Source organism: Enterococcus durans NBRC 100479 = LMG 10746, assembly GCF_001544215.1.
Lineage (GTDB): Bacteria > Bacillota > Bacilli > Lactobacillales > Enterococcaceae > Enterococcus_B > Enterococcus_B durans.
Window position 1 is genome coordinate 1 of sequence record NZ_BCQB01000046.1, and the last position, 21,076, is coordinate 21,076.

Consider the following 21,076-nt stretch of genomic DNA (forward strand, 5'->3'; position numbering starts at 1 on the left):
CCATCTTGATAGCTGATTTGATTATGTTCCTCTGGATAAAGAGTGTCTAACTCTAATACTTCTATCCCCCAAAGCTCCTTTAGCGGCTGTGGCACTCCACCAAGATATAACAGATCATTTTCATTGACCATACCAGTAAAGTAACTAGAAACTAGCGTACCACCAGTTGCCACATATTTGTTGAGTTTTTCCATTGTTGCACTTGTCATCATATAAAGCATTGGAGCGACGACCAATGAATATTCGGAAAAATCTTGGTCAGGAGTTAAGATATCGACAGGAATGTCTTGTTCCCAGAAATAGCGATAATGTTCTTGCAATGTCTGAGGGTAGCGTCTAGTTGGTCGTCCAAAGCCGCCACCGCGTTTCAATGCCCAATTGCTTTCCCAGTCAAAGAGAAGCGCAACCTTCTTTTTTCTTGTCGTTCCTTGAATTTCTCCAATTTTTTCCAAACGTGCTCCGTAATCAGCAACCTCTTTGAAAACACGGTTCTTCACAGAATTATCATGTCCCACCACGGCTCCATGAAATTTTTCTGAATTTCCACGAGATTGGCGCCATTGAAAATACAGCGTACTATCAGAGCCGTGAGCAAGTTGTTGCATCCCACTCAGTTGGTGAACACCAGGCTTCTTCGCTTTATTGAATTGATGCCAATTGACAAAGCTTGGCGTGCATTCCATGATTAAGAAAGGTTGTTTCTTCAATGACCAATATTGATCATGAACATAAGCCGATTTCATTGCTGTAGCAGCTAATGTCTCAAAATCGTTATTCCAATCAGGATAACTATCCCAGCTTACGATGTCTACATACCGAGCAAATTTACTGTAATCAATACCTTCTAATGGAATAAAATCTTGTGTAGCATGTCCTTCTGCCATAAAATTAGTTGTTATCGGGATATCCGGAGTTTGCTCACGGATCGGCTCACATTCATGCAAATAAAAATCAATAGTCATATCGGTAACAAATCGCTTCCAATCGAGGTCCATTCCATGTACTTTATGTTCACCTAATGGCGAAGGTGGTAAGACTTGTGACCAATCCGAGTAGTTATTCCCCCAAAAACTCATCCACCATGCATGGTTCAACGTTGCTAAGTCGCCATATTTTTTTTGCAACCATTTGCGCCAATTTTCCTGACAATAGCCACAAAAACATTCTCCAGAATATTCATTGGAAATGTGCCACATTGCTAACGCGGGATGTGATCCATAGCGTTTTGCCAACTGTTCATTGATTTGATGAACCTTTTTCCGATAGATTGGTGAGGAGTAGCAATGATTGTGGCGAAAACCATGCGTGTGTTTTTGTCCTTGGGCATTGGTTCGATTCACTTCAGGATATTTTTGGCTCAACCATTGAGGTCGTCCACCACTTGGTGTTGCCAAAATGACCTTACCGCCAATCGCTTGAATTTGATCGAAAATTTCATCCAACCACTCAAACCGATAGACACCTTCTTCTGGCTCTAGAGCACTCCAAGCAAAAACACCTAAAGTCACAGTATTAATATGTGCTTGCTGCATGTAGTCCAAATCATTTTTTAAAATTTCAGGATAGTCCAACCATTGATCTGGATTATAATCTCCACCATGCATAAAGTGTTGGTCAAAAAATTTATTCATCATCCGTCTGCTCCTTTTTTTCAGCTAATTGTAGATGATACACATAGGATTGGAAATCACCGGTTACTTGAGCAGTCCCAGGATTGACCCCATTAAACTGATATGGCTTGCGTAGCCCAATCTGTTTCAAAATTTGGCCAGAAACCTTTTCATCATTCGCCTGATATACTTGAGTTGGGTCGATGAATCTGAGCGGTAAAAAAGCTTCAGCTGTTGGATTTGCTTGTGCTAAAACTCTAAAAAAGCCAATCAATGCTTTCTCTTGTTGCGGATCATAAACTGCCCAAGCAACTTCATTCCCTTGTCCTATCGGCTGTACTTGATAAAAAATACCAAATGTCAATAATTGTCGATGTTGTTTATAAAAAGCAATCTGAGTCTGAATCGCTTGCTTTTCTTCAGAAGTTAGATTGAATAGATCCAATTCATATCCTAAAGGTCCAAACATCGCAACGTTTTGTCGAAATGTTAGTGATGTGATTCGCCCAACTTGATGGTTAGGAGTAGCAGAAACGTGATTGCTAAAGGAAGAAAGCGGATATCCCAGCAGAGTTCCAGTCTGAATCGACAAACGTTCCACGGCGTCACTATCATCACTCGGCCAAATCTGAGGACTATAAAATAGGATTCCCAAGTCATACCTTCCACCGCCACCTGCACAACCTTCAATCAAAAGCGTAGGAAACTCAGCTAATATTTTTTGATACAGTGCATACACTCCCAAGATATAACGATGATAAAATTCAGTCTGAGCAATCCCTTGTTCAGCTAAATATGGTGAATATGCTTCGGTGATATTCCGATTCATATCCCATTTGATATAGTCTAATTTTGTTTCAGCAATGATTTTTTTCATTGCGTGAAAAATCCCATCAACAACTGCCGGATTAGCAAAATCCAACACATATTGACCACGCCCTACTGAAATTCGTTCATAATGATGCTTGACTACCCACTCTGGATGCGCTTGATATAACTGACTATCAGGTGAGACCATCTCTGGTTCAAACCAGATTCCCAACTGCATCCCGATGTCATGGATTTTTTCAGCAAATCGACCAATGCCTTGAGGAAATTTTAGCGGATCAGCTATCCAATCTCCTAAAGAACTACGATCATCGTTTCTTTTTCCAAACCAGCCATCGTCTAGAACAAAACATTCCATTCCTAGAGAATGGCTTTCTTTTGCTAAGGCCAGTAATTTTTCTTCATCAAAATCAAAATAAGTTGCTTCCCAATTATTGAAGACGATTGGTCGGTCACGCTTTTGCCAGTAAGGTGAAATCACATGTTTTTCGACAAATCGAGCAGATTCTTGGCTCAAACCATTCAGTCCATTTTCGGTAAACGTAAAAAGACATTCAGGTGCTTCAAAATATGCTCCTTGGTCAAGGGTCCAAGTGAATTGCTCAGGATGAATCCCCAACATCAAACGAACATTGTCCCATTCATCCATTTCTACTTGCGCCAAAAAATTTCCTGAATAAATCAGATTAGCACCATAAACTCGCCCCACATCATTGGTAGCACATTTCTCTTTCAATGCCACAAAAGGATTATGTTGATGGCTAGAAGCCCCTTTTAACGAGCCAACACTGATTGTCCCCTGAGTAAGGGGTGTGGACTTTATATGACGCTCTTTTAACCAAGCACCGGATAAATGGAGCAACTCAAAATCTTGATTTCTCAACTCAAGCACACCACTTAGTAAGCGTTCTAATTTTCGTGGCTTGGCGTCTAAATTAATTATTTTTTGCTTTCTAGTAATCGTGCCTAGCCCGTTGAAAATAGTATAGGTGATGTGCATTTTCAAATTCCGTTCCGTATCGGCTAATTCGAAAACAATGCTTTGGCTTTCATCAGTCTTCGCAAAACTAGCTGGCTGGGCGAGATCACGTTCTTTCCCTTGAAAACAATGGGCTTGTATAAATTTAAAATCCACATATAAAGGTGTCGCTTCCTCAAAGATCGATACCGCACCTTCCCGAAAATCAGAGGTTCCATAGACTGGCAGTTCCTGAAAACGGTCTGCCAATGTAAACAAATTGTCCGTTTCAAAAAATTTCACTGTACCCGCTGATTTATTTTCTTTCTTGACTAGATAACTTTGATCAAAGGAAGCAAGTTTTCCTAGCGATGGACCAAAGTACACATGTCCTAATTGCTGATTCGGTAAAATCGACATCACATAACTAATTTTTTCATTATATAAATGAAATAAGGTGTCGTTAATAATTTCTATCATTGTTCTTCCTCAAATTTTCCTATTTTCTTGTTTCTACTTTTTGGCACAGCTCTTCGAGATAACGCATTCTTTTCTTGACGCCACGATTAAAAAAGAATTTGTAAAAAAGCGCGACTAGCATAAAACTGTATGCAGTCCGTTGCCGAGCGAAATGGCTTTGCTCCGAGTACGTGACCTGCAGCTTGCCATTTTTCTGACTCGTCACTTGGTAACGTTGATCAATGACGCCTTCTTCATGAACAGTGTTTATCCAAAGTTCATCGGCTGTGATTTTTTTGACAGTCATCACTGCTGGAACCAACTGTGGCGCTGATTTAGTTTGAATCATGGTTTCGATTTGACACCCTTCTCCAAAGGATGTGGTCAAGTGTTTTGCCAAAAAGAATTTTTCTTGTTCACCAAGTAGAATACTGAAAAAAGTCGAAGATGTTGTATCCATTTGGTAACTACAGGTCAATGTATCAGTTCTCATGTTAAGTCCTTTCTGAGTTTGCTTTGCAACGTTATTTTCACCCATGTTAACTTTAGCTTCATTGCTCAACAATAAGGCTGTTTAATCATGTGATGCAATTTCATCTTTCAAGTAACCACGGTCCATCACAATTAAAAACGGTACCCAAATCAGTGTCATTACTACCACGGTTACTAATTGTAAAATCGCGCCGGCAATCGATCCAGTCCCAAGCCAACCAGATAAGAAAACAGGTGTTGTCCATACAACAGTTGCTCCTATAGGGCGTGGAACCAATCCGCTAGCAATCGCAAAATAAGAAATAACGGTACTGACTAATGGTGCTAAAATCCACGGCACAAAAGCAATTGGATTCAAAACAATGGGTAGTCCAAAAGTCATTGGCTCAGAAACGTTGAACACAGATGGTGCGACAACTGTCCTCATCAGTTTTTTCATCCGAATCGAGCGTGCGATAAAGAAAGCCATCGTAATCGAGATTCCCAGTTGCATACCTTGATTCACAAAAACACCCATAAAAGTCGTATTGATGATGTGTGGTAGCTGTTCAGCTCCAGCTTTGTACGCTTCGTAGTTTTCAATTGCCAAAGCATTCATAATTGGATCGATTACGGCGTTGACAACAATAGTACCATGGATCCCAAACCACCAGAAAAATTGAGTGAACAATACAGCAAGTAAAACAGCTGGCAAGGTCCCGCCTAAGCCCATCAATGGTTTTTGTAAAATTTCATAGACAAAGTCAACCGCATTTCCCCAAGAAGTAAAGGTAAATAAATAGCGAATCAAGTTAAAAAGAAACAGAGGTGCAGCACCAGGAATGATTGCCATAAAAGATTCGGCGATCATCGGTGGTACAGAGTCTGGCATCTTGATGGTTGACCCTGAGGCACTGATTTTACAGTAGATCTGGGTTGCAATAATAGCCGTGATAATACCAACAAACATTCCTTCTGCCCCCAATTTGGACAAAGGAATCACAGTACCCATTTCATCCGAAGAGCCATAAGGCAAAAGCATCAAAAAGGAAGATAGAGAGATTGCTCCGGCAAATAATTTGGGCTGTCCGTATTTACCAGCAAGTTGATACCCAATACCAAAAACGACAAAAATTGCTGTGATACTCATCGTTGCATTCCCAATTGGTCCAAAAAAGTCATTTAAGAAAGTCATGAATCCTTCTGGGAGTTTCTCAGAGAGTCCAAAAGTAGCGGGAAGATTTTGAATAATAATCATAATTGATGCAAACATCGTTGCAGGAAAAGCAACCATAAACCCATCTCGAAGACTTAATAAATACTTATTATTGGCAATTATCTGAGCAAATGGCACCATCTTTTCGGCTAATTTATCAATAAACTTCATACTTGTTCTCCTTTATTTTTTAATTGTAAACGTTTACTGAAATCAGTATATCTGTTTAGTTAATGTTTACACAACCCCTAAATAAAAAAAGATCAGTCATTTGACTAATCTTTTCTCTCTCCAATGGATTCTCTAATAATCAACTCACTGCCACAAATAACTCTAACTGGCATAGTACGAATACCAAGAATCTTATTTTTAGCCAATTCCACGCTCATTTGTCCCATCTCCGCTGCTTTCATTTTTACCGAGGATAGAGCTGGTGTCATAAACTGTGCCATCTCAATATCATCAAAGCTGACTACAGAGATATCTTTAGGTATCGACAACCCTTCTTCAGTGAGCGCCTTATACACACCAACTGCCATGGGGTCACTAGCCACAATAATCGCTGTTGGCCGCGGGTTCATCCGTGCGATTTTTTTCCCAAAATTTAAACCAGTTTCAGGAGACCATTTTCCTTGCAACACTTGGATATACTTATCCAATTTATTCAGAAGCATCCATTTCTTATAATTTTCCGCCCGGATTTCTTGCTCGTCATAAACAACTTCTCCAGAGATCGTCACTCGACTAGCTACTCCACCGATAAAAGCAATATTTTCGTGTCCTTTAGCCTGCAAAATATCCAAAATTTGATGTGTCTTTTGTGGAAAATCAGTTTGGATAGAATCATACAATAGTTCTTCACTGTAATTATCTACCAAAATGAGTTTATCATTGTGCTGACTGATTTCCGCTAAGGCCTCAGCTGTCATTTCGCCAATGATAATTACCGCACCATACTTAGCCAATTGGCCCAAGTCTTTGTTTGATTCACGCATTGAAAAGACGCGAATCGTTTTTAATCGCCATTTTGCAGCTTCTTTTTCGATACCGGTACGAATCATCCTAAAGTAAGGATCATTTCCTTCTGATGCACTATCATGTCGAGTGATGATAGCAATCGTATTTTTGTCTCCAACTTCACGTGAACTTATTTGATTTTTCTCCTTAGAGTAATTCAACTGATTCGCGATCTCAATGACCCGTCTTCTGGTGTTCTCATTGATACTAAACGTCTCATCATTATTTAGGATTCTGGAAACACTTGCTACGGAGACTCCCGCTAGCTTTGCAATATCTCTCATACTTGCCATACTCGCACCTCGTCTGTTTACTGTTTACTAAACTTACTTTTAAGCATAGGCAATATCCCATAGACTGTCAACTATAATTTTTCAAATAAAAAAAATGTCATTCGATCGATGTGTAGAAAGAGTAAGTGCACAATCATATCCTATCCTCAACGCCACTTAAATCTACTAAGTACAAGGCTAATTGTCGAAGTGCCCAATTATTTCTCGCTTAAGCTTTGTTTCGATTTTTGCTCTAAACACAAGACTTTTTTCTAAGTATTTTCTTGTATACAAAATACTGATCAATCCACTCTAGCACACTAAAAATCAGTAATTTCTACCTAAAATCCAAAAAAGCAATCCAGTTCTTACTCTGAATTGCTTCGCTGTGTTCGTATTAAGCTTTACGTGTTAGTAAGGCGACTAATTCCACGTGATACGTTTGTGGGAATAGATCGACTGGTTGGATTTTCTCAACTTGGTAGCCTGCATCAGCAAATAGTTTTGCGTCTCTTGCAAAGGTTGCTGGGTTGCATGAAATATAAACGATTTTTTCTGGTTCCATCGCAATTGCTGATTCGATAAAACGGCCATCTAATCCTTTTCTTGGTGGGTCAACAACAATGACAGACGGAGTAATCCCTTTGTCTTGCCATTTTTTCATGACAGTTTCTGCCTTACCGACTTCATAATGTGCGTTTTCAACTTTATTGGTCAACGCATTGAACTGAGCGTCTTCGATTGCTTCAGGGATCATTTCCATACCATAGACTTTTTTCACACGGTCTGCTAAAGATAAACCGATCGTACCGATTCCTGAGTAAGCATCCACGACTACATCTTGTTCATTCAAGTCTGCAAAATCAATAGCATTCTGGTACAATTTCTCAGTCTGCTCTGTATTTACTTGATAAAATGATTTTGAAGAGATACGGTACGTTTTTCCTAGTAGCTGGTCTTCAATATAACTTCTACCATATAAAACTTTTTCTTTATCTCCCAAAATAACATTCGTTTTCTCTTCATTGATATTTTGGATCACTGAAACAACTTCTGGTAATTCTTCATGGATCACCTCTGCAATTTCTTTTCCTTTAAAGAATTTTTCTTTGCGTGTCACAAGTACAACCATCATCTCATGAGAATAATGTCCTCTTCGGATGATGATATGACGGATTTGACCTTCATTTTTTGCTTCATTGTAGCCTCGTACTTGGAAACGTTGCAATATTTCTCGCACCGCAATGATTGCTTGGTCGATTGCAGGGTCTTGGATGTAAAAATCATCGATTTCAATAAGTTCATGGCTATTCTTTTTATAGAAACCTGTTGCTAAACGTCCATCGATTCTTCTTACTGGGATTTGGGCTTTATTTCGATAAGCGACTGGATTTTCCATACCAATTGTCGGTAAAATCTCTACTTCTGGCATTTTGGCAATTTTAGTCATTACATTTTGGATTTGCTTTTGTTTGAATTGAAGTTGTTGTTCATACTTTAAATGCGCTAACGGAGCAATTCCCGTGCGCAACAATCGGTTATCTTCTAAAGGTTGACGATCAGAAGATTCTTTTAGCCAATTCATTACCTTTGCATAACCGAATTTATTTCCAGTTTTTACTACAAGGATCTCTACTTGTTCGCCAGGAAGTGCGTTTTCAATAAAAAGTGGATACCCATCTACTTTGGCTACACCCAATCCTTCGTAACTTAAATCAATGATGTCAACGGTGTAACGTTCATTTTTTTTAACAGTTTGTTCTTTCATGATTAACTCCTTTATGAGGTACAGTGCTTGTACAGCTTTAAATTAAGAAGACACAGTATAAAATAGCTTTCATACGCTGTCTTTATCTTCTGTTCAAGTCATTAGTCTCTGAAACATGCGTTCAGGTCGTGACAAAAATCTTTAGTCCTAAGTAGAAAGAAATGAGCGTGGGACAAAAGTAAGAAACACTTTTGTCTCACTCTTTAAAAACGAATAAACGGTGGGAGCAGAAGCAACTCCTTCTTAAATAAGCCGAAATTCACAAAATTTTGAAAAGCAATTTTCGTTAATTTCTTATTTCTCGGAGTTAACCACTTCTGTCCCAGTCTCATTGTTGATTCGTTTCTCGACAACGAAATCGTACTTTCTACCTTATTGATATTAACATACCACAGTTTTGTTGATTTTTCACAATAAAGAGGTATTATCCCAAGTATTCGTGTATTTCATCATATTTAAGTAAGATCAATCGTACTTTTTTCAGAAATAAGCCGGATCATCTCGAAAATATCGCAAGCTATTTTCGGGATGATCCGGCTTATTTTATCAAACTGATTACTTCTTTTCCCTCTTTTGAACTATTTTTCATTATCCGCGATTTTGCCATCGCCGTCAATGTCTTCATCAGTTAAGCGTTCCACTTCTTTGACGAATTCTTTTCCTACTTCATCTAATACTTCTTCATCCGTTCCAGTGATCGCTTCATCTGGGATCTGATCAGTATTTGCGTAAAATTCGATGTGTTGGTGTAGATTCTGGAAGTGCATTGGCGCATTACCGCCGTATTCGCCATCTAAGTTGATCATCACAGGACGATTGACGTCATCTTCGGTTTCCACAAACAGACTGCTAGTCTTTGTGTAAATGACACGTGGATCGTCTACATGGCGTCCACCATTCAACATCAACGCAGCGATATGCAGGATCTCAAAAATGTTGGCTGTTTTGACGATGATCAATGAAAATTTACCATCATCTAATTTGGCATCTGGAGAAATTTTTTCAAAACCACCTACAGAGTTCGTTAAACCAAGGAAGAACATCGAGGCATTGCCAATATATTCTCCTTCGTCATACTTCAGGCGCATCTTGATTGGTTTTACTCTCGGCAGCATTTCTGCGCCTTTGGCAAGGTAAGCAAGATAGCCGAAGATACTTTTCAGTTCTGAAGGAACTTCATAGGTTAGTTCTGTCAGATAACCTCCGGCAGCAATATTGATAAAATAGCTGTCATCTGTATGACCGATATCCATTTTAACCGTTTGATTCTTTTTGATTACCTCAGCCGCTGCTTTGATGTTGTCACGCGGAATTTTTAATGCCCGTGCGTAGTCATTTGTTGTACCAGCAGGAATAATGGCCATTTTTGGTCGTTGCGCCAGTGATGCAATACCATTTACAACTTCATTGATCGTTCCGTCGCCGCCTGCTGCTACGATCAGGTCAAAACCTGCCTTTGCTGCTCTTGTCGCTTCATTTTTCGCTGAGTTTTCTTCTGGTGTCGTGGCATATGCACTTGCTTCATAGCCAGACTCCTCCAAAGCTTGGAGGATATCGGCTAGATTTTTTTTCAATAGTTCTTTTCCAGAGGTGGGATTATAAATCACTCGAGCTTTTTTCATCATTTACCTCTAGCGTTTTGCTAATTCTTCTTTAAGCAATTTATTGACAATACCAGGATTAGCTTGTCCTTTCGTTGCTTTCATAATTTGTCCAACTAAAAATCCAACTGCGCGGTCTTTCCCATTTTTAAAGTCATCAACGGATTGTTGATTGTTGTCTAAAATTTCATTGATGATCGGCAAAAGTTTTGCTGGATCAGATAGTTGTACCCAACCATTTTTCTCAACTACTTCTTGTGCATCTCCACCATCCGTGATCAACTCGCGGAAGACTTTTTTCGCGATTTTTGAACTGATTGTGCCATCAGCGATCAAGCGGATCATCCCTGAAAGATTTTCAGGTGTTAATTTTGTTTGGGCCAATTCAAGTTTTTCACTATTCAAGTATGCAGAAACTTCTCCCATCAACCAGTTAGAAGCTTGTTTTGCATCTGCGCCATTTGCTAATGTTTCTTCAAAGAAATCTGACATTTCTTTTGATAAAGTCAAGACCATCGCATCATATTCAGGTAATCCTAACTCTTGGATATATCGTTGGCGACGAGAAGCTGGCATTTCTGGTAGGCTTGCTTTCACTTTTTGGATCCATTCATCATCGATCACGAATTTTGGAATATCAGGTTCTGGGAAGTAACGGTAGTCACTTGATCCTTCTTTGACACGCATCAAAATCGTTTTGTTTGTTGTTTCATCAAAACGGCGTGTTTCTTGTTGGATCTCGCCGCCTGATAATAAGACTTTTGCTTGACGTTTTTCTTCAAACGCTAGTCCTTTTTTAACAAAAGAAAGAGAGTTCAAGTTTTTCAATTCTGCTTTTGTACCAAATTCTTCTTGACCATATGGGCGTAAAGAAATATTGGCATCACAACGCATTGACCCTTCTTCCATCTTCACATCACTGACTTCAGTAAATTGGATGATTGAACGTAGTGCTTCTAAATAAGCATAAGCTTCTTCAGGTGAGCGCATGTCTGCTTCAGAAACGATTTCGATCAGTGGCGTTCCTTGACGGTTCAAGTCAACATAGGAGTACCCACCGATTCCATGCATATTTTTTCCTGCATCTTCTTCTAGATGGACACGTTCGATACGGATTTTCTTTTTCTTGCCTTCTACTTCGATTTCGATCCAGCCATCATGTCCAATTGGTTGATCAAATTGAGAAATTTGGTACGCTTTGGGATTGTCTGGATAGAAATAGTTTTTACGGTCAAAATGAGTATCTTTTGAGATTTCACAGTTTAATGCAAGCGCTGCTTTCATCCCAAATTCTAACGCAGCTTTATTCATGACTGGCAATACCCCAGGATACCCCCAGTCGATCACATTTGTATTACTGTTTGGTTCAGCGCCGAAGTGAGCTGGTGCTGGAGAGAAGATTTTTGAGTTTGTCTTCAACTCAACGTGGACTTCAAGCCCGATGACTGTTTCAAAATTCATTAGTCTTTCCCTCCTAAGATTGTTGGTTTTTGATTTTTGAATTCTGTTGCTTGTTCAAAAGCATATGCTGCTTGATACATTGTTTTTTCATCAAAATAGTTCCCGATGATCTGTAAACCAACTGGCATGTTTTCAGATAATCCTGCAGGAACTGACATTCCTGGAAGACCTGCCAAATTGACTGGGATAGTCAAGATATCACTCATATACATCATGATCGGATCATTGATATTTTCACCGATTCCGAAAGCTACGGTTGGTGAAGCTGGGCCGATGATCAAGTCATAGTCAGCAAAAACTTTCTCGAAGTCTTGTTTGATCAACGTGCGGACTTGTCCGGCTTTCTTGAAGTAAGCGTCATAATAACCTGCACTCAATGAGAATGTTCCTAACATGATACGACGTTTAACTTCTTCACCGAATCCTTCTGTACGTGAGTTTACATATACATCTTCAAGATTTTTTACATTTTCTGAACGATAGCCATAGCGGATACCGTCAAAACGTTGCAAGTTTGAGCTTGCTTCTGATGAAGCGATGATATAATACACAGCTACACCATATTTTGAATGTGGTAAGCTGACTTCTTCAACCGTTGCACCTAGGGAACGGAACGTATCCGCTGCTTTAAGGATTGCTTCTTTCACACCAGGAGCAACACCTTCACCAAGATATTCTTTAGGTAATGCGATCTTCATGCCTTTGATGTCACCTGTCAATCCCTCTGCGAAGTTAGGCACAGACACACCTGATGAAGTACCATCTTTTTCGTCATACCCACTGATAGCTGTCAAAGCTAACGCATTGTCTTTGACTGTACGGGTCATTGGTCCGATTTGGTCAAGAGAAGATGCGAAGGCAATCAAACCAAAACGGGAAACACGTCCATATGTTGGTTTCATCCCGACGATTCCGTTAAATGATGCAGGTTGGCGAATACTTCCGCCAGTGTCACTACCTAAAGAAACTGGGATTTGACCAGCTGCTACAGCCGCAGCTGAGCCACCTGATGATCCACCAGGAACTTTTGTGTGATCCCATGCATTTTTCGTTTTCTTGAAGTAAGATGTTTCTGTACTACCGCCCATAGCAAATTCATCCATGTTCAATTTGCCGACTGGGATCATGTCTGCTTGGTAAACTTTATCCATTACTGTGGCATCATAGATTGGATCGAAATTGAATAAGATTTTTGAAGCAGCCGTAGTCAATAGGTCTTTTGTAACGATATTGTCTTTGATACCGATCGGAATACCTGCTAATACGTTACTTTCATCGATTCCTTTTTCATCAAGCGCTTTGGCAATCGCCATTGCTTTTTCTTCATTCAAGGTAATGAACGCATCGATTTCTGGTTCTGTTTCTTTGATACGGTCAAATGTTGCTTTTGTTAGATCTTGTGCAGTGATTTCTTTAGATACAAGCATTGCATGCAATTCTTCTAAAGAGTGCTCATACAATTTTGTCATTATGCGCCAGCCTCCCCATTTTCAATAATTGCTGGCACTTTAATAAAGCCATCTTCTTTTTCTGGTACATTTCTCATTAATTCGTCGCGATTCCAACCTGAATTTGCTCGGTCTTGACGCATAACGTTTACAGTTTCAACCACATTTGATGTAAATGGAACACCTTCAGTGTCTACTTCTTCTAGCAATTCCACCATATCAATGATTTTTCCTAATTGGTCGGTAAAACTTGCAAGTTCTTCATCTGCGAACGCAAGTTTTGCTAATTTGGCAACGTGTTTCACTTGTTCTTCACTGATCGCCATACTACCCCTTCTTTCTACACGAGTTAAAAACTTTGCTCTCTATTTTAACATAAGAGTTTGTTATCTGAAATTGTTTCTTGAAATTTATCTGAAAAAAGTTGGACTTCACTCTGGATTTGTCCGACTTTCAGATAACGCCTCTGCCATTTCTTCTTCTGTCCAAACGTCGATCCCTAATTCTTGTGCTTTCGTCAGTTTGCTTCCAGCCTCTTCACCAGCCACGACGATATCTGTTTTTTTCGAGACACTTCCGGTTACTTTTCCGCCTAGATTCTCGATCGTCTCTTTTGCTTCTTCTCGAGTGAATCGCGTCAGTTTACCAGTTAACACAACTGTTTTGTCTTTAAATGGTGAATCGATCGTTGTGATTTGTGCTGGACGAATCCCTTTGTAGTCAAAATTGACTCCCGCTTGTTTCAGTTCAGCTAATAGATCATGGACCTCTTCATTACTAAAGTAGGTAACTACGCTGTCTGCGATGATATCACCAATCGTATCTAAAGAAATGATCGTTTCAAAATCGCTTTTGCTCAAGCTCTCCAAATCACCGAAATGTTCTGCTAAGATTTTTGCAGCTTTTGCGCCTACATGACGGATTCCTAGCCCAAAGATCAAGCGTTCCACTGAATTTTCTTTACTGTTGTCGATTGCAGTTAAAATATTGTTTGCGGATTTTTCTTTGATTTTATCCAAAGTCAATAATTGTTCTTCGGTCAAGTTATAGAGATCAGCTACATCAGACACCAATTTTTTGTCGTACATTTGTGCTAAAACTCTTGGTCCTAGTCCATCGATATTCATTGCATTACGAGAGACAAAATGATTGAGTCCTTCTTTTATTTGAGCCGGACATTTCGGATTGATACACCGCAAAGCGACTTCTTCATCTAAATGCACGAGCTCACTTTGACAGACTGGACAATGTGATGGTAACGGATACTCTTCACTGTCATCTGGTCGCTTCTCAAATACTACCTGAGCGACTTCTGGAATAATATCGCCAGCTTTGTAGATTTGAACGGTATCGTTCAAGCGGATGTCCTTCATTTTGATGTAATCGCCATTGTGCAGACTTGCTCGACTGACTGTCGTACCAGCCACACGGACAGGAGTCATGATCGCAGTAGGTGTGACAACGCCGGTGCGTCCTACTGTCCATTCGATTGCTTCGATTTTGGTTTCTACCTCTTCAGGTGGAAATTTGTACGCTGCGGCCCAACGCGGTGCTTTTACAGTAAATCCTAATTGATCTTGCAAAGCAAAATCGTTGACTTTGATGACGATACCATCGATCTCATAAGGAAGATCTACCCGTTTTTCATGGTATTCTTCGATAAATGACCATACATCCTCAATCGAATGGCACAAGCGTTTTTCCTGATTGATGTGGAAGCCGATTTTGTCTAATTCTTCTAGCGCTTCATACTGGGTCTTTGCTTTCATTGGACCAAAATCTGCTACTGTGTACAAAAAGGTATCCAGATTTCTTTTAGCTGTTATTTTAGAATCAAGCTGTCGCAAAGAACCTGCAGCTGCATTACGTGGATTTGCAAAGATATCTTGCCCTTCAACTTCCCTCGATTTGTTCAATTGAATAAATGACTTTTTCGGCATAAAGCATTCGCCACGGACTTCGATACTGATCTGATTTTTTAGTTCCAAAGGTACGGATCGCACTGTCTTCAGATTTTCAGTGATGTTCTCGCCGACAGTTCCATCTCCTCGTGTAGCACCTCTGACAAATTCACCATTTTCATAGCGCAAAGAAACAGACAGCCCATCGATCTTCAATTCACAACAATAATCAACTGGATGCCCAATCGCTTTTTGGACACGCTGATCAAAAGCAAAGAGTTCTTCTTTACTAAATACATCGTTCAAACTATACAATGGAATATCGTGAGTGACTTTTTCGAATCCTGTAAGGACCTTCCCTCCTACGCGTTGCGTAGGAGAATCTGATGTGATCAAATCGGGATACTGTTCTTCAATTGCCACTAATTGCGCATATGCTTTGTCATACACGTAATCTTCGACTGTTGGTTTATCTTCGACATAATACTGTTTAGACCACTGACTTAATTGGGTTCTCAACTCCTCCGCTCTTTTAGCGGCTTCGTCTATCGTCATTTCGTGTTCCATTTTCTTTCCTCCACTCAAGCTTTTTCAATTGGTGCAAAAGCAGCTAATAATCGTTTGACTCCTTGACTAGGAAATGCCACGTCTAGTTCTAGATCCTTTGCAGTACCGCTCACTCTTACGACTGTGCCAGCTCCCCATTTTTTATGTTTCACCTTATCTCCTGCTTTCCAATCATTACTTTCTCCGCCTGTAGTTGCTTTTGATGACACGACTGTTGTAGCAGGCTGCTTGTAGATTGGCGTAGCTGCTTTTGATGCAAAAGGTGTGCTTTTTTTCGGTGTAGGCCGCATTCCTTGAATGTCCAATAACTCTTGATCGATTTCTTCGACAAAACGAGAAGGGCGGTTATACTGTGTTCTACCATATAAAGTCCTTGAGAAGGCATTTGTTAGGTACAGTGATTCTTCTGCCCTAGTGATTCCAACATACGCAAGTCGGCGCTCTTCTTCAAGTTCACTTTCTTCCATTAGTGCTCTTGATAGGGGGAAGACCCCTTCTTCTAGACCAATCAAAAAGACTACTGGAAATTCTAGGCCTTTAGCTGCATGTAGTGTCATCAAGGTAACTTGGGTAGTTTCTTCTTCTAAGTTATCGATATCTGACACTAAGGCTAGATCATTTAAGAAGACGGTCAGCTTTTCATCTGGTGCGTCAGCATCTTCTTCATTTTGTTTTTCAAACTGTTTGTCAAACTCTTGTGTAACGGTTAAGAATTCTTCCAAGTTTTCTAATCTTGCTTGCGATTCTAACGTATTTTGGATCTTTAAATCTTCTAGATACCCGCTGCGCTCTAGGATTTCTTTCGTCAATTCAGTTACTGTCAGATAAGGCAACATTTGCGTCACTTCACTGATCATTTCACCGAATGCGCCCAATTGCTGTCCTGCTTTGCCGCTAATATTGGCTAAATCAACATTTTGAGCCGCTTCTAGCAGTGGCCACTGGTGCATCGTCGCAAAATTTCTTAGTTTCTCGATCGAACCTGGTCCGATTCCTCGTTTAGGCGAATTCACGATTCGTTCAAAACTGATGGAATCTTGCGGATTGGCAATCACATTCAAATACGCTAAAATATCTTTGATTTCTTTTCGGTCATAGAACTTATGCCCTCCGACCATCTTATAAGGGATATTGGCTTTGAGAAGCGTTTCTTCCATTACACGGGATTGGGCATTCGTTCGATATAAAATTGCAAAATCACCATAATCTCGTTGATTTTCTCTTATTTCTTCTTGCATACGGTCAATGATGAATCGTGTTTCATCTCTTTCATTATCTGCACGATAGTAAGTGATTTTATTTCCTTCACGATTTTCTGTCCAAAGATTCTTTGGTTTACGGTTACTGTTATTTTCGATGACTTGATTCGCTGCACTTAAAATATTCTTTGTAGAGCGATAGTTTTGTTCTAACAAAATAACACTCGCATCTGGATAGTCTTTCTCAAAATCCAAGATGTTTTGCATATCTGCTCCACGCCAACCGTAAATACTTTGATCCGCATCACCTACAACACATAAGTTTCGGAATCTTTTCGCTAGTAGATTCACTAATGTATATTGGGCATGGTTCGTATCTTGGTATTCATCGACATGGATATAATGGAATTTATTTTGGTAATAAGTCAATGAATCTGGATGTTCTTCAAACAATCGGATCGTATTCATGATCAAATCATCAAAGTCCATACATTGATTGTATTGTAGTTCTTTTTGGTAAGCCGCATAACACTTTGCTGCGATTTCTTCATAATAACTTCCTTGCATTTTTGCAAAGTCTTGTGGCGTTTGCAGACTATTTTTGGCTTGTGATACGGTCCCAAGGATACTTCTTGGATCATACTTTTTAGGATCGATATTCAATTCCTTTAAAATACGTTTCATCAGTGAAAGCTGTTCTGACGAATCGATGATCGTAAAATTACGATTGTAGCCGATAAAATCGACATCTCTTCTTAAAATACGCACACACATTGAGTGAAAAGTCGAGACCCAGACATCTTCTCCTCCGTGTTCTAAAATTTTATTGACCCGTTCTTTCATCTCTTTGGCTGCTTTGTTGGTAAAAGTAATCGCAAGGATGTTCCATGGATTTACTTCTTTTTCTTCAATTAAATACGCAATCCGATGGGTCAACACTCGCGTTTTTCCACTTCCTGCGCCAGCCATCAATAGTAATGGCCCTTCCGTGTGAAGAACCGCTTCTTTTTGACGAGGGTTCATCCCGTTCAATAATTCCGTCTTGGATGACATTAACAACATCCTTTCTTTTATCAATCTTCTAAATTATAGCATTTTCCGGCTCTTCCTTAAAGAAAATGTTCGCCACCTAAATATGCTGAAAATTAGACTAGTCTTACATAAATAGATGAAAAGAAATTTTTTTCTTTCATTTAATCTTGTAAAATCATTCATTTCGCGATAAATTAAGTTGAAGCGAGGCGTTAAGATGGAAAAAAAAGCAACAATAAAAAAAATTGATAAAACACAACTTTATTTTATTTTAAAAGGGATTGTAGTGGGGTTGTTTACTGGTATCGTCGTCAGTCTTTTTCGGTTGGCCATTGAAAAATTAGGCATACTCACGCAACACTTCTATGAATTGACACAAAGGGAACCGATTTACTTGATCCTTGGTGCAGTCGTAAGCATCATTGTTGCATTACTGGTAGGGTTATTGATTAAAAGTGATCCTGATATCAAAGGTAGTGGGATTCCTCAAGTCGAAGGTCAATTGCAAGGTGAACTAACGATTTCCTGGTTTTCTGTTTTATGGAAGAAATTTGTTGGCGGGATACTTTCTGTTGGTTCTGGTTTATTCTTAGGTAGAGAAGGCCCTTCTATACAGTTAGGTGCAGTGGTTGGCCAAGGAACAAGTCAACTCTTCCGAAGTGTCTCCTCCGAACAGAAGATTCTGATTTCTAGTGGTGCAAGTGCGGGTCTTGCAGCTGCATTCAACGCACCGATTGCTGGTCTGTTATTCGTTCTAGAAGAAATCCATCATTCTTTTTCTCCATTAGTCTGGTTGACTTCATTTGCATCAGCGGTAACGGCAAATTTTGTTTCTCTTTATTTTTTTGGGCTTAAACCAGTTTTATCTCTAGGAGAATTACCTTCTTTGCCTTTAAAATATTACGGTTCTCTGATTGTTTTAGGAATCTTTTTAGGCGTATTGGGTTTTGTCTATCAACAGGTACTACTCAGCTTGCCCCGGATGTATGAAAAAGTACCTTTGCCTTCTTATTGGCATGGACTCGTTCCATTCTTACTTATTTTACCGATTGGCTATTTTTGGCCGACGATCTTAGGTGGCGGAAATCAAATCATTATCTCATTAGGTCATTCATCTTTACCTTTGATGATGATTTTTGGACTGTTTATCCTTCGATTTGTTTTTTCAATGGTCTCTTACGGTGCCAGTCTGCCTGGAGGAATATTTTTACCGATCCTCACTTTAGGCGCTTTATTAGGGAGTATTTACGGAACTATCTTGGTGCACACATTTGGAATGGACCCTATTTATATCAAAGATTTCATCGTTATTGCAATGGCTGGCTATTTTGCAGCGATCGGTAAAGCTCCGTTGACTGCCGTCATCTTGGTAACCGAGATGGTTGGCTCCTTGAATCATCTGATGCCCCTTGGCTTAGTGGCTCTAGTCGCTTATATCATCAATGACCTATTAGGCGGAAATCCGATTTATGAATCGTTGCTTGAACGTTTGCTTGCTCATAAACATCCTCCATTCCTAAAGGGGAAAACAACCTTTGAGTTTCCTATCACAGCAGAAAGCTTACTAGATGGCTTGATGGTTCGTGATTTCAATTGGCCACAGGACATGTTGCTTGTTTCGATCATTCGAGGAAAAAACGAACTATTGACCCACGGAGATACGATCATGCAAATGGGAGATATTTTAGTCATTTTGACAGATGAATCACATCTTTCTTCAGTCAAAAAAGAAATTGCTAAGCGTTCGTATCATCCTACACTGAAACAATCTTTTTAAAATAAGTAATCAGGATAGAATCGATCAGTTTGAAAAGAGCAGAAGATCTTGACTATTGCTTCTTAAACTTTTTAAGCTCTCGGTTTATCCTTCGAAAAACGTAGTTGAAAAAAAGGTCAAGACAAAAGTCGTTTAGGTTTGAGAAATTGGAGAGAGAGGTTGGGACAGAAGGAGTTGTTTCTGCTCCCACCGTTTATTCGTTTTTAAAGAATGGGACAAAAGTGTTTCTTACTTTTGTCCCACGTTTTTTATGGTTCTTTAAGGTTCCATCCACGAAAGGGCATCCAATTGTAACGTCATCGTAAAGACTGGATAACTTTTCGACACCGAATTCGAAGTCAATGTGCCACCATATCCAAAAGTCGTTGCAGACGGATAATTAGTCAATCCATCTGTAGTCAATTTTCCTTCCCTATTTGCTAAAGTAAATAAGTGGATGGGGCTACCAAAATTGATTAGTGTGCCGTTTGAAATCAGGGTCTCATCTGTTGTTGCTGTGGGTGATGTCAGAGTCAAAGCAGAGATATCAGCAATCGACTCGTTATTTGTTTGAACAAAATTGGTGATCGAAACATCTACCGGACAACTGGAATTATTCGTAATATTATAAGTTGGCGATTGGATCTTTTTTTGACCATTGACATTATAGAAAATCGTCGCAGTATCCACCGTCACATTGAGCCAATCTTCACTGTTTTCGTTGATTTCTTCCATCCGTTCACGGTCTACTCCCAATGATCCATTCACTTCGATATCCGCATGTTCTTTCTCGTTTATTTCTTCCGCTTGAGTGATCATCGGCACCGTGCCTCCGATAAAACTGCCCACTAATAATAAACGAATCAACAGTCTTTTCATCCACTTATCCTCCCTATTCGATCGTTAATTTGACTCCTGCGGCAACTTGTCCTTTTTTTTCTTTCGTAATCGGATCATAGAGACTAAACAATGCAACAGATGGATACTCCCCTTTTTTCAACTTTTGTTCCAAAGTCACTTCTTTTACTTCATAACCAGGTTCAATTGCTCCAGAAGTATAAATAAGTCGGTCGGTTGTTTTCTCCCGAATCTCCACATTGATAGGGTAACTATTTTTGCTTGGGTTTTTGATCTTCAAATCTCCTTTTAACGTTTGTTCACAGAATTTTGCTTCTGGCGAGATAACCAAATTGAATTTGCTTTTATCCAGTGCCAATTGCGCAAGTTTTGTCATTTCTTTATCAGATATTTTTTGCGCATCTTTTTGTTCAGGTAAAAACTCACCGCTTACAACAGCCACTTTTTCTGTTTTTCCTTGAACATGATGTTGAGAAATGAACCAAGTAACAGCCAGTAGAATTGTGACGAACAAAATACCGACAACGTGCTGCTTGCGATTATTTTTCAACCTTTCCATCATAATTGTCCTCCTCACTATACAATGAACAACGTGGCAATCTCATACTTTCCAATATACTTGAATTTAGACGTGCTTATATACTAAAGATAACG

At 39.5% G+C, this 21,076-nt stretch carries 15 protein-coding genes; 1 reads left to right on the plus strand and 14 read right to left on the minus strand.

Annotated elements, in window-relative coordinates:
- The 12 genes from ED2_RS11355 to pcrA all read right to left on the minus strand — a co-directional run.
- The coding region (locus tag ED2_RS11355) for a beta-galactosidase (RefSeq protein ID WP_174520043.1) at positions 1–1,634 on the minus strand (1,634 nt) is incomplete at its 3' end.
- Entirely contained in the window at positions 1,624–3,876 is a 2,253-nt protein-coding gene (locus ED2_RS11360) for an alpha-galactosidase (RefSeq protein WP_016176510.1), read from the minus strand. The genes ED2_RS11355 and ED2_RS11360, both read right to left, overlap by 11 nt.
- Before the next feature lie 19 nt (positions 3,877–3,895).
- The gene (locus tag ED2_RS11365; protein WP_016176509.1) at positions 3,896–4,348 is read right to left on the minus strand and encodes a hypothetical protein; all 453 of its coding nucleotides are present in this window, start codon (positions 4,346–4,348) and stop codon (positions 3,896–3,898) included.
- An 81-nt stretch (positions 4,349–4,429) separates the two neighbouring features.
- Positions 4,430–5,713, minus strand: a complete 1,284-nt coding sequence (locus tag ED2_RS11370) for a PTS sugar transporter subunit IIC (RefSeq protein ID WP_016176508.1) — start codon at positions 5,711–5,713, stop codon at positions 4,430–4,432.
- Positions 5,714–5,817: 104 nt separating this feature from the next.
- Complete coding sequence (locus tag ED2_RS11375) at positions 5,818–6,852, minus strand: LacI family DNA-binding transcriptional regulator (RefSeq protein ID WP_005879965.1); 1,035 nt, start codon at positions 6,850–6,852, stop codon at positions 5,818–5,820.
- 376 nt (positions 6,853–7,228) lie between these two features.
- Positions 7,229–8,599, minus strand: a complete 1,371-nt coding sequence (rlmD, locus tag ED2_RS11380; RefSeq protein ID WP_005879967.1) for a 23S rRNA (uracil(1939)-C(5))-methyltransferase RlmD — start codon at positions 8,597–8,599, stop codon at positions 7,229–7,231.
- Positions 8,600–9,177: 578 nt separating this feature from the next.
- The gene (locus ED2_RS11385; RefSeq protein WP_005879969.1) at positions 9,178–10,221 is read right to left on the minus strand and encodes a diacylglycerol kinase; all 1,044 of its coding nucleotides are present in this window, start codon (positions 10,219–10,221) and stop codon (positions 9,178–9,180) included.
- 9 nt (positions 10,222–10,230) lie between these two features.
- On the minus strand, positions 10,231–11,661 hold the full coding sequence (gatB, locus tag ED2_RS11390) for an Asp-tRNA(Asn)/Glu-tRNA(Gln) amidotransferase subunit GatB (protein WP_005879971.1): 1,431 nt from the start codon (positions 11,659–11,661) through the stop codon (positions 10,231–10,233).
- Entirely contained in the window at positions 11,661–13,130 is a 1,470-nt protein-coding gene (gatA, locus tag ED2_RS11395; RefSeq protein ID WP_016176507.1) for an Asp-tRNA(Asn)/Glu-tRNA(Gln) amidotransferase subunit GatA, read from the minus strand. The genes gatB and gatA overlap by 1 nt, the downstream gene beginning before the upstream one ends.
- On the minus strand, positions 13,130–13,435 hold the full coding sequence (gene gatC, locus ED2_RS11400; RefSeq protein WP_005879975.1) for an Asp-tRNA(Asn)/Glu-tRNA(Gln) amidotransferase subunit GatC: 306 nt from the start codon (positions 13,433–13,435) through the stop codon (positions 13,130–13,132). Before gatC ends, gatA begins: the two co-directional genes overlap by 1 nt.
- Positions 13,436–13,540: 105 nt before the next feature.
- Positions 13,541–15,577, minus strand: a complete 2,037-nt coding sequence (ligA, locus tag ED2_RS11405) for an NAD-dependent DNA ligase LigA (RefSeq protein WP_016176506.1) — start codon at positions 15,575–15,577, stop codon at positions 13,541–13,543.
- A 14-nt stretch (positions 15,578–15,591) separates the two neighbouring features.
- On the minus strand, positions 15,592–17,829 hold the full coding sequence (gene pcrA / locus ED2_RS11410; protein WP_016176505.1) for a DNA helicase PcrA: 2,238 nt from the start codon (positions 17,827–17,829) through the stop codon (positions 15,592–15,594).
- Positions 17,830–18,025: 196 nt separating this feature from the next.
- Here pcrA and ED2_RS11415 point away from each other — a divergent pair, with 196 nt between their 5' ends.
- Positions 18,026–19,585, plus strand: coding sequence for a ClC family H(+)/Cl(-) exchange transporter (locus tag ED2_RS11415; protein WP_005879980.1), 1,560 nt, complete (start codon positions 18,026–18,028; stop codon positions 19,583–19,585).
- A gap of 258 nt (positions 19,586–19,843) precedes the next feature.
- On the opposite strand, the gene ED2_RS11420 is transcribed toward ED2_RS11415, so the two are convergent.
- A complete protein-coding gene (locus tag ED2_RS11420) occupies positions 19,844–20,443 on the minus strand; it encodes a hypothetical protein (RefSeq protein ID WP_016176504.1) in 600 nt (199 codons plus the stop codon).
- A 13-nt stretch (positions 20,444–20,456) separates the two neighbouring features.
- Positions 20,457–20,981, minus strand: coding sequence for a hypothetical protein (locus ED2_RS11425; RefSeq protein WP_005879985.1), 525 nt, complete (start codon positions 20,979–20,981; stop codon positions 20,457–20,459).
- Between the last annotated feature and the right edge of the window lie 95 nt (positions 20,982–21,076).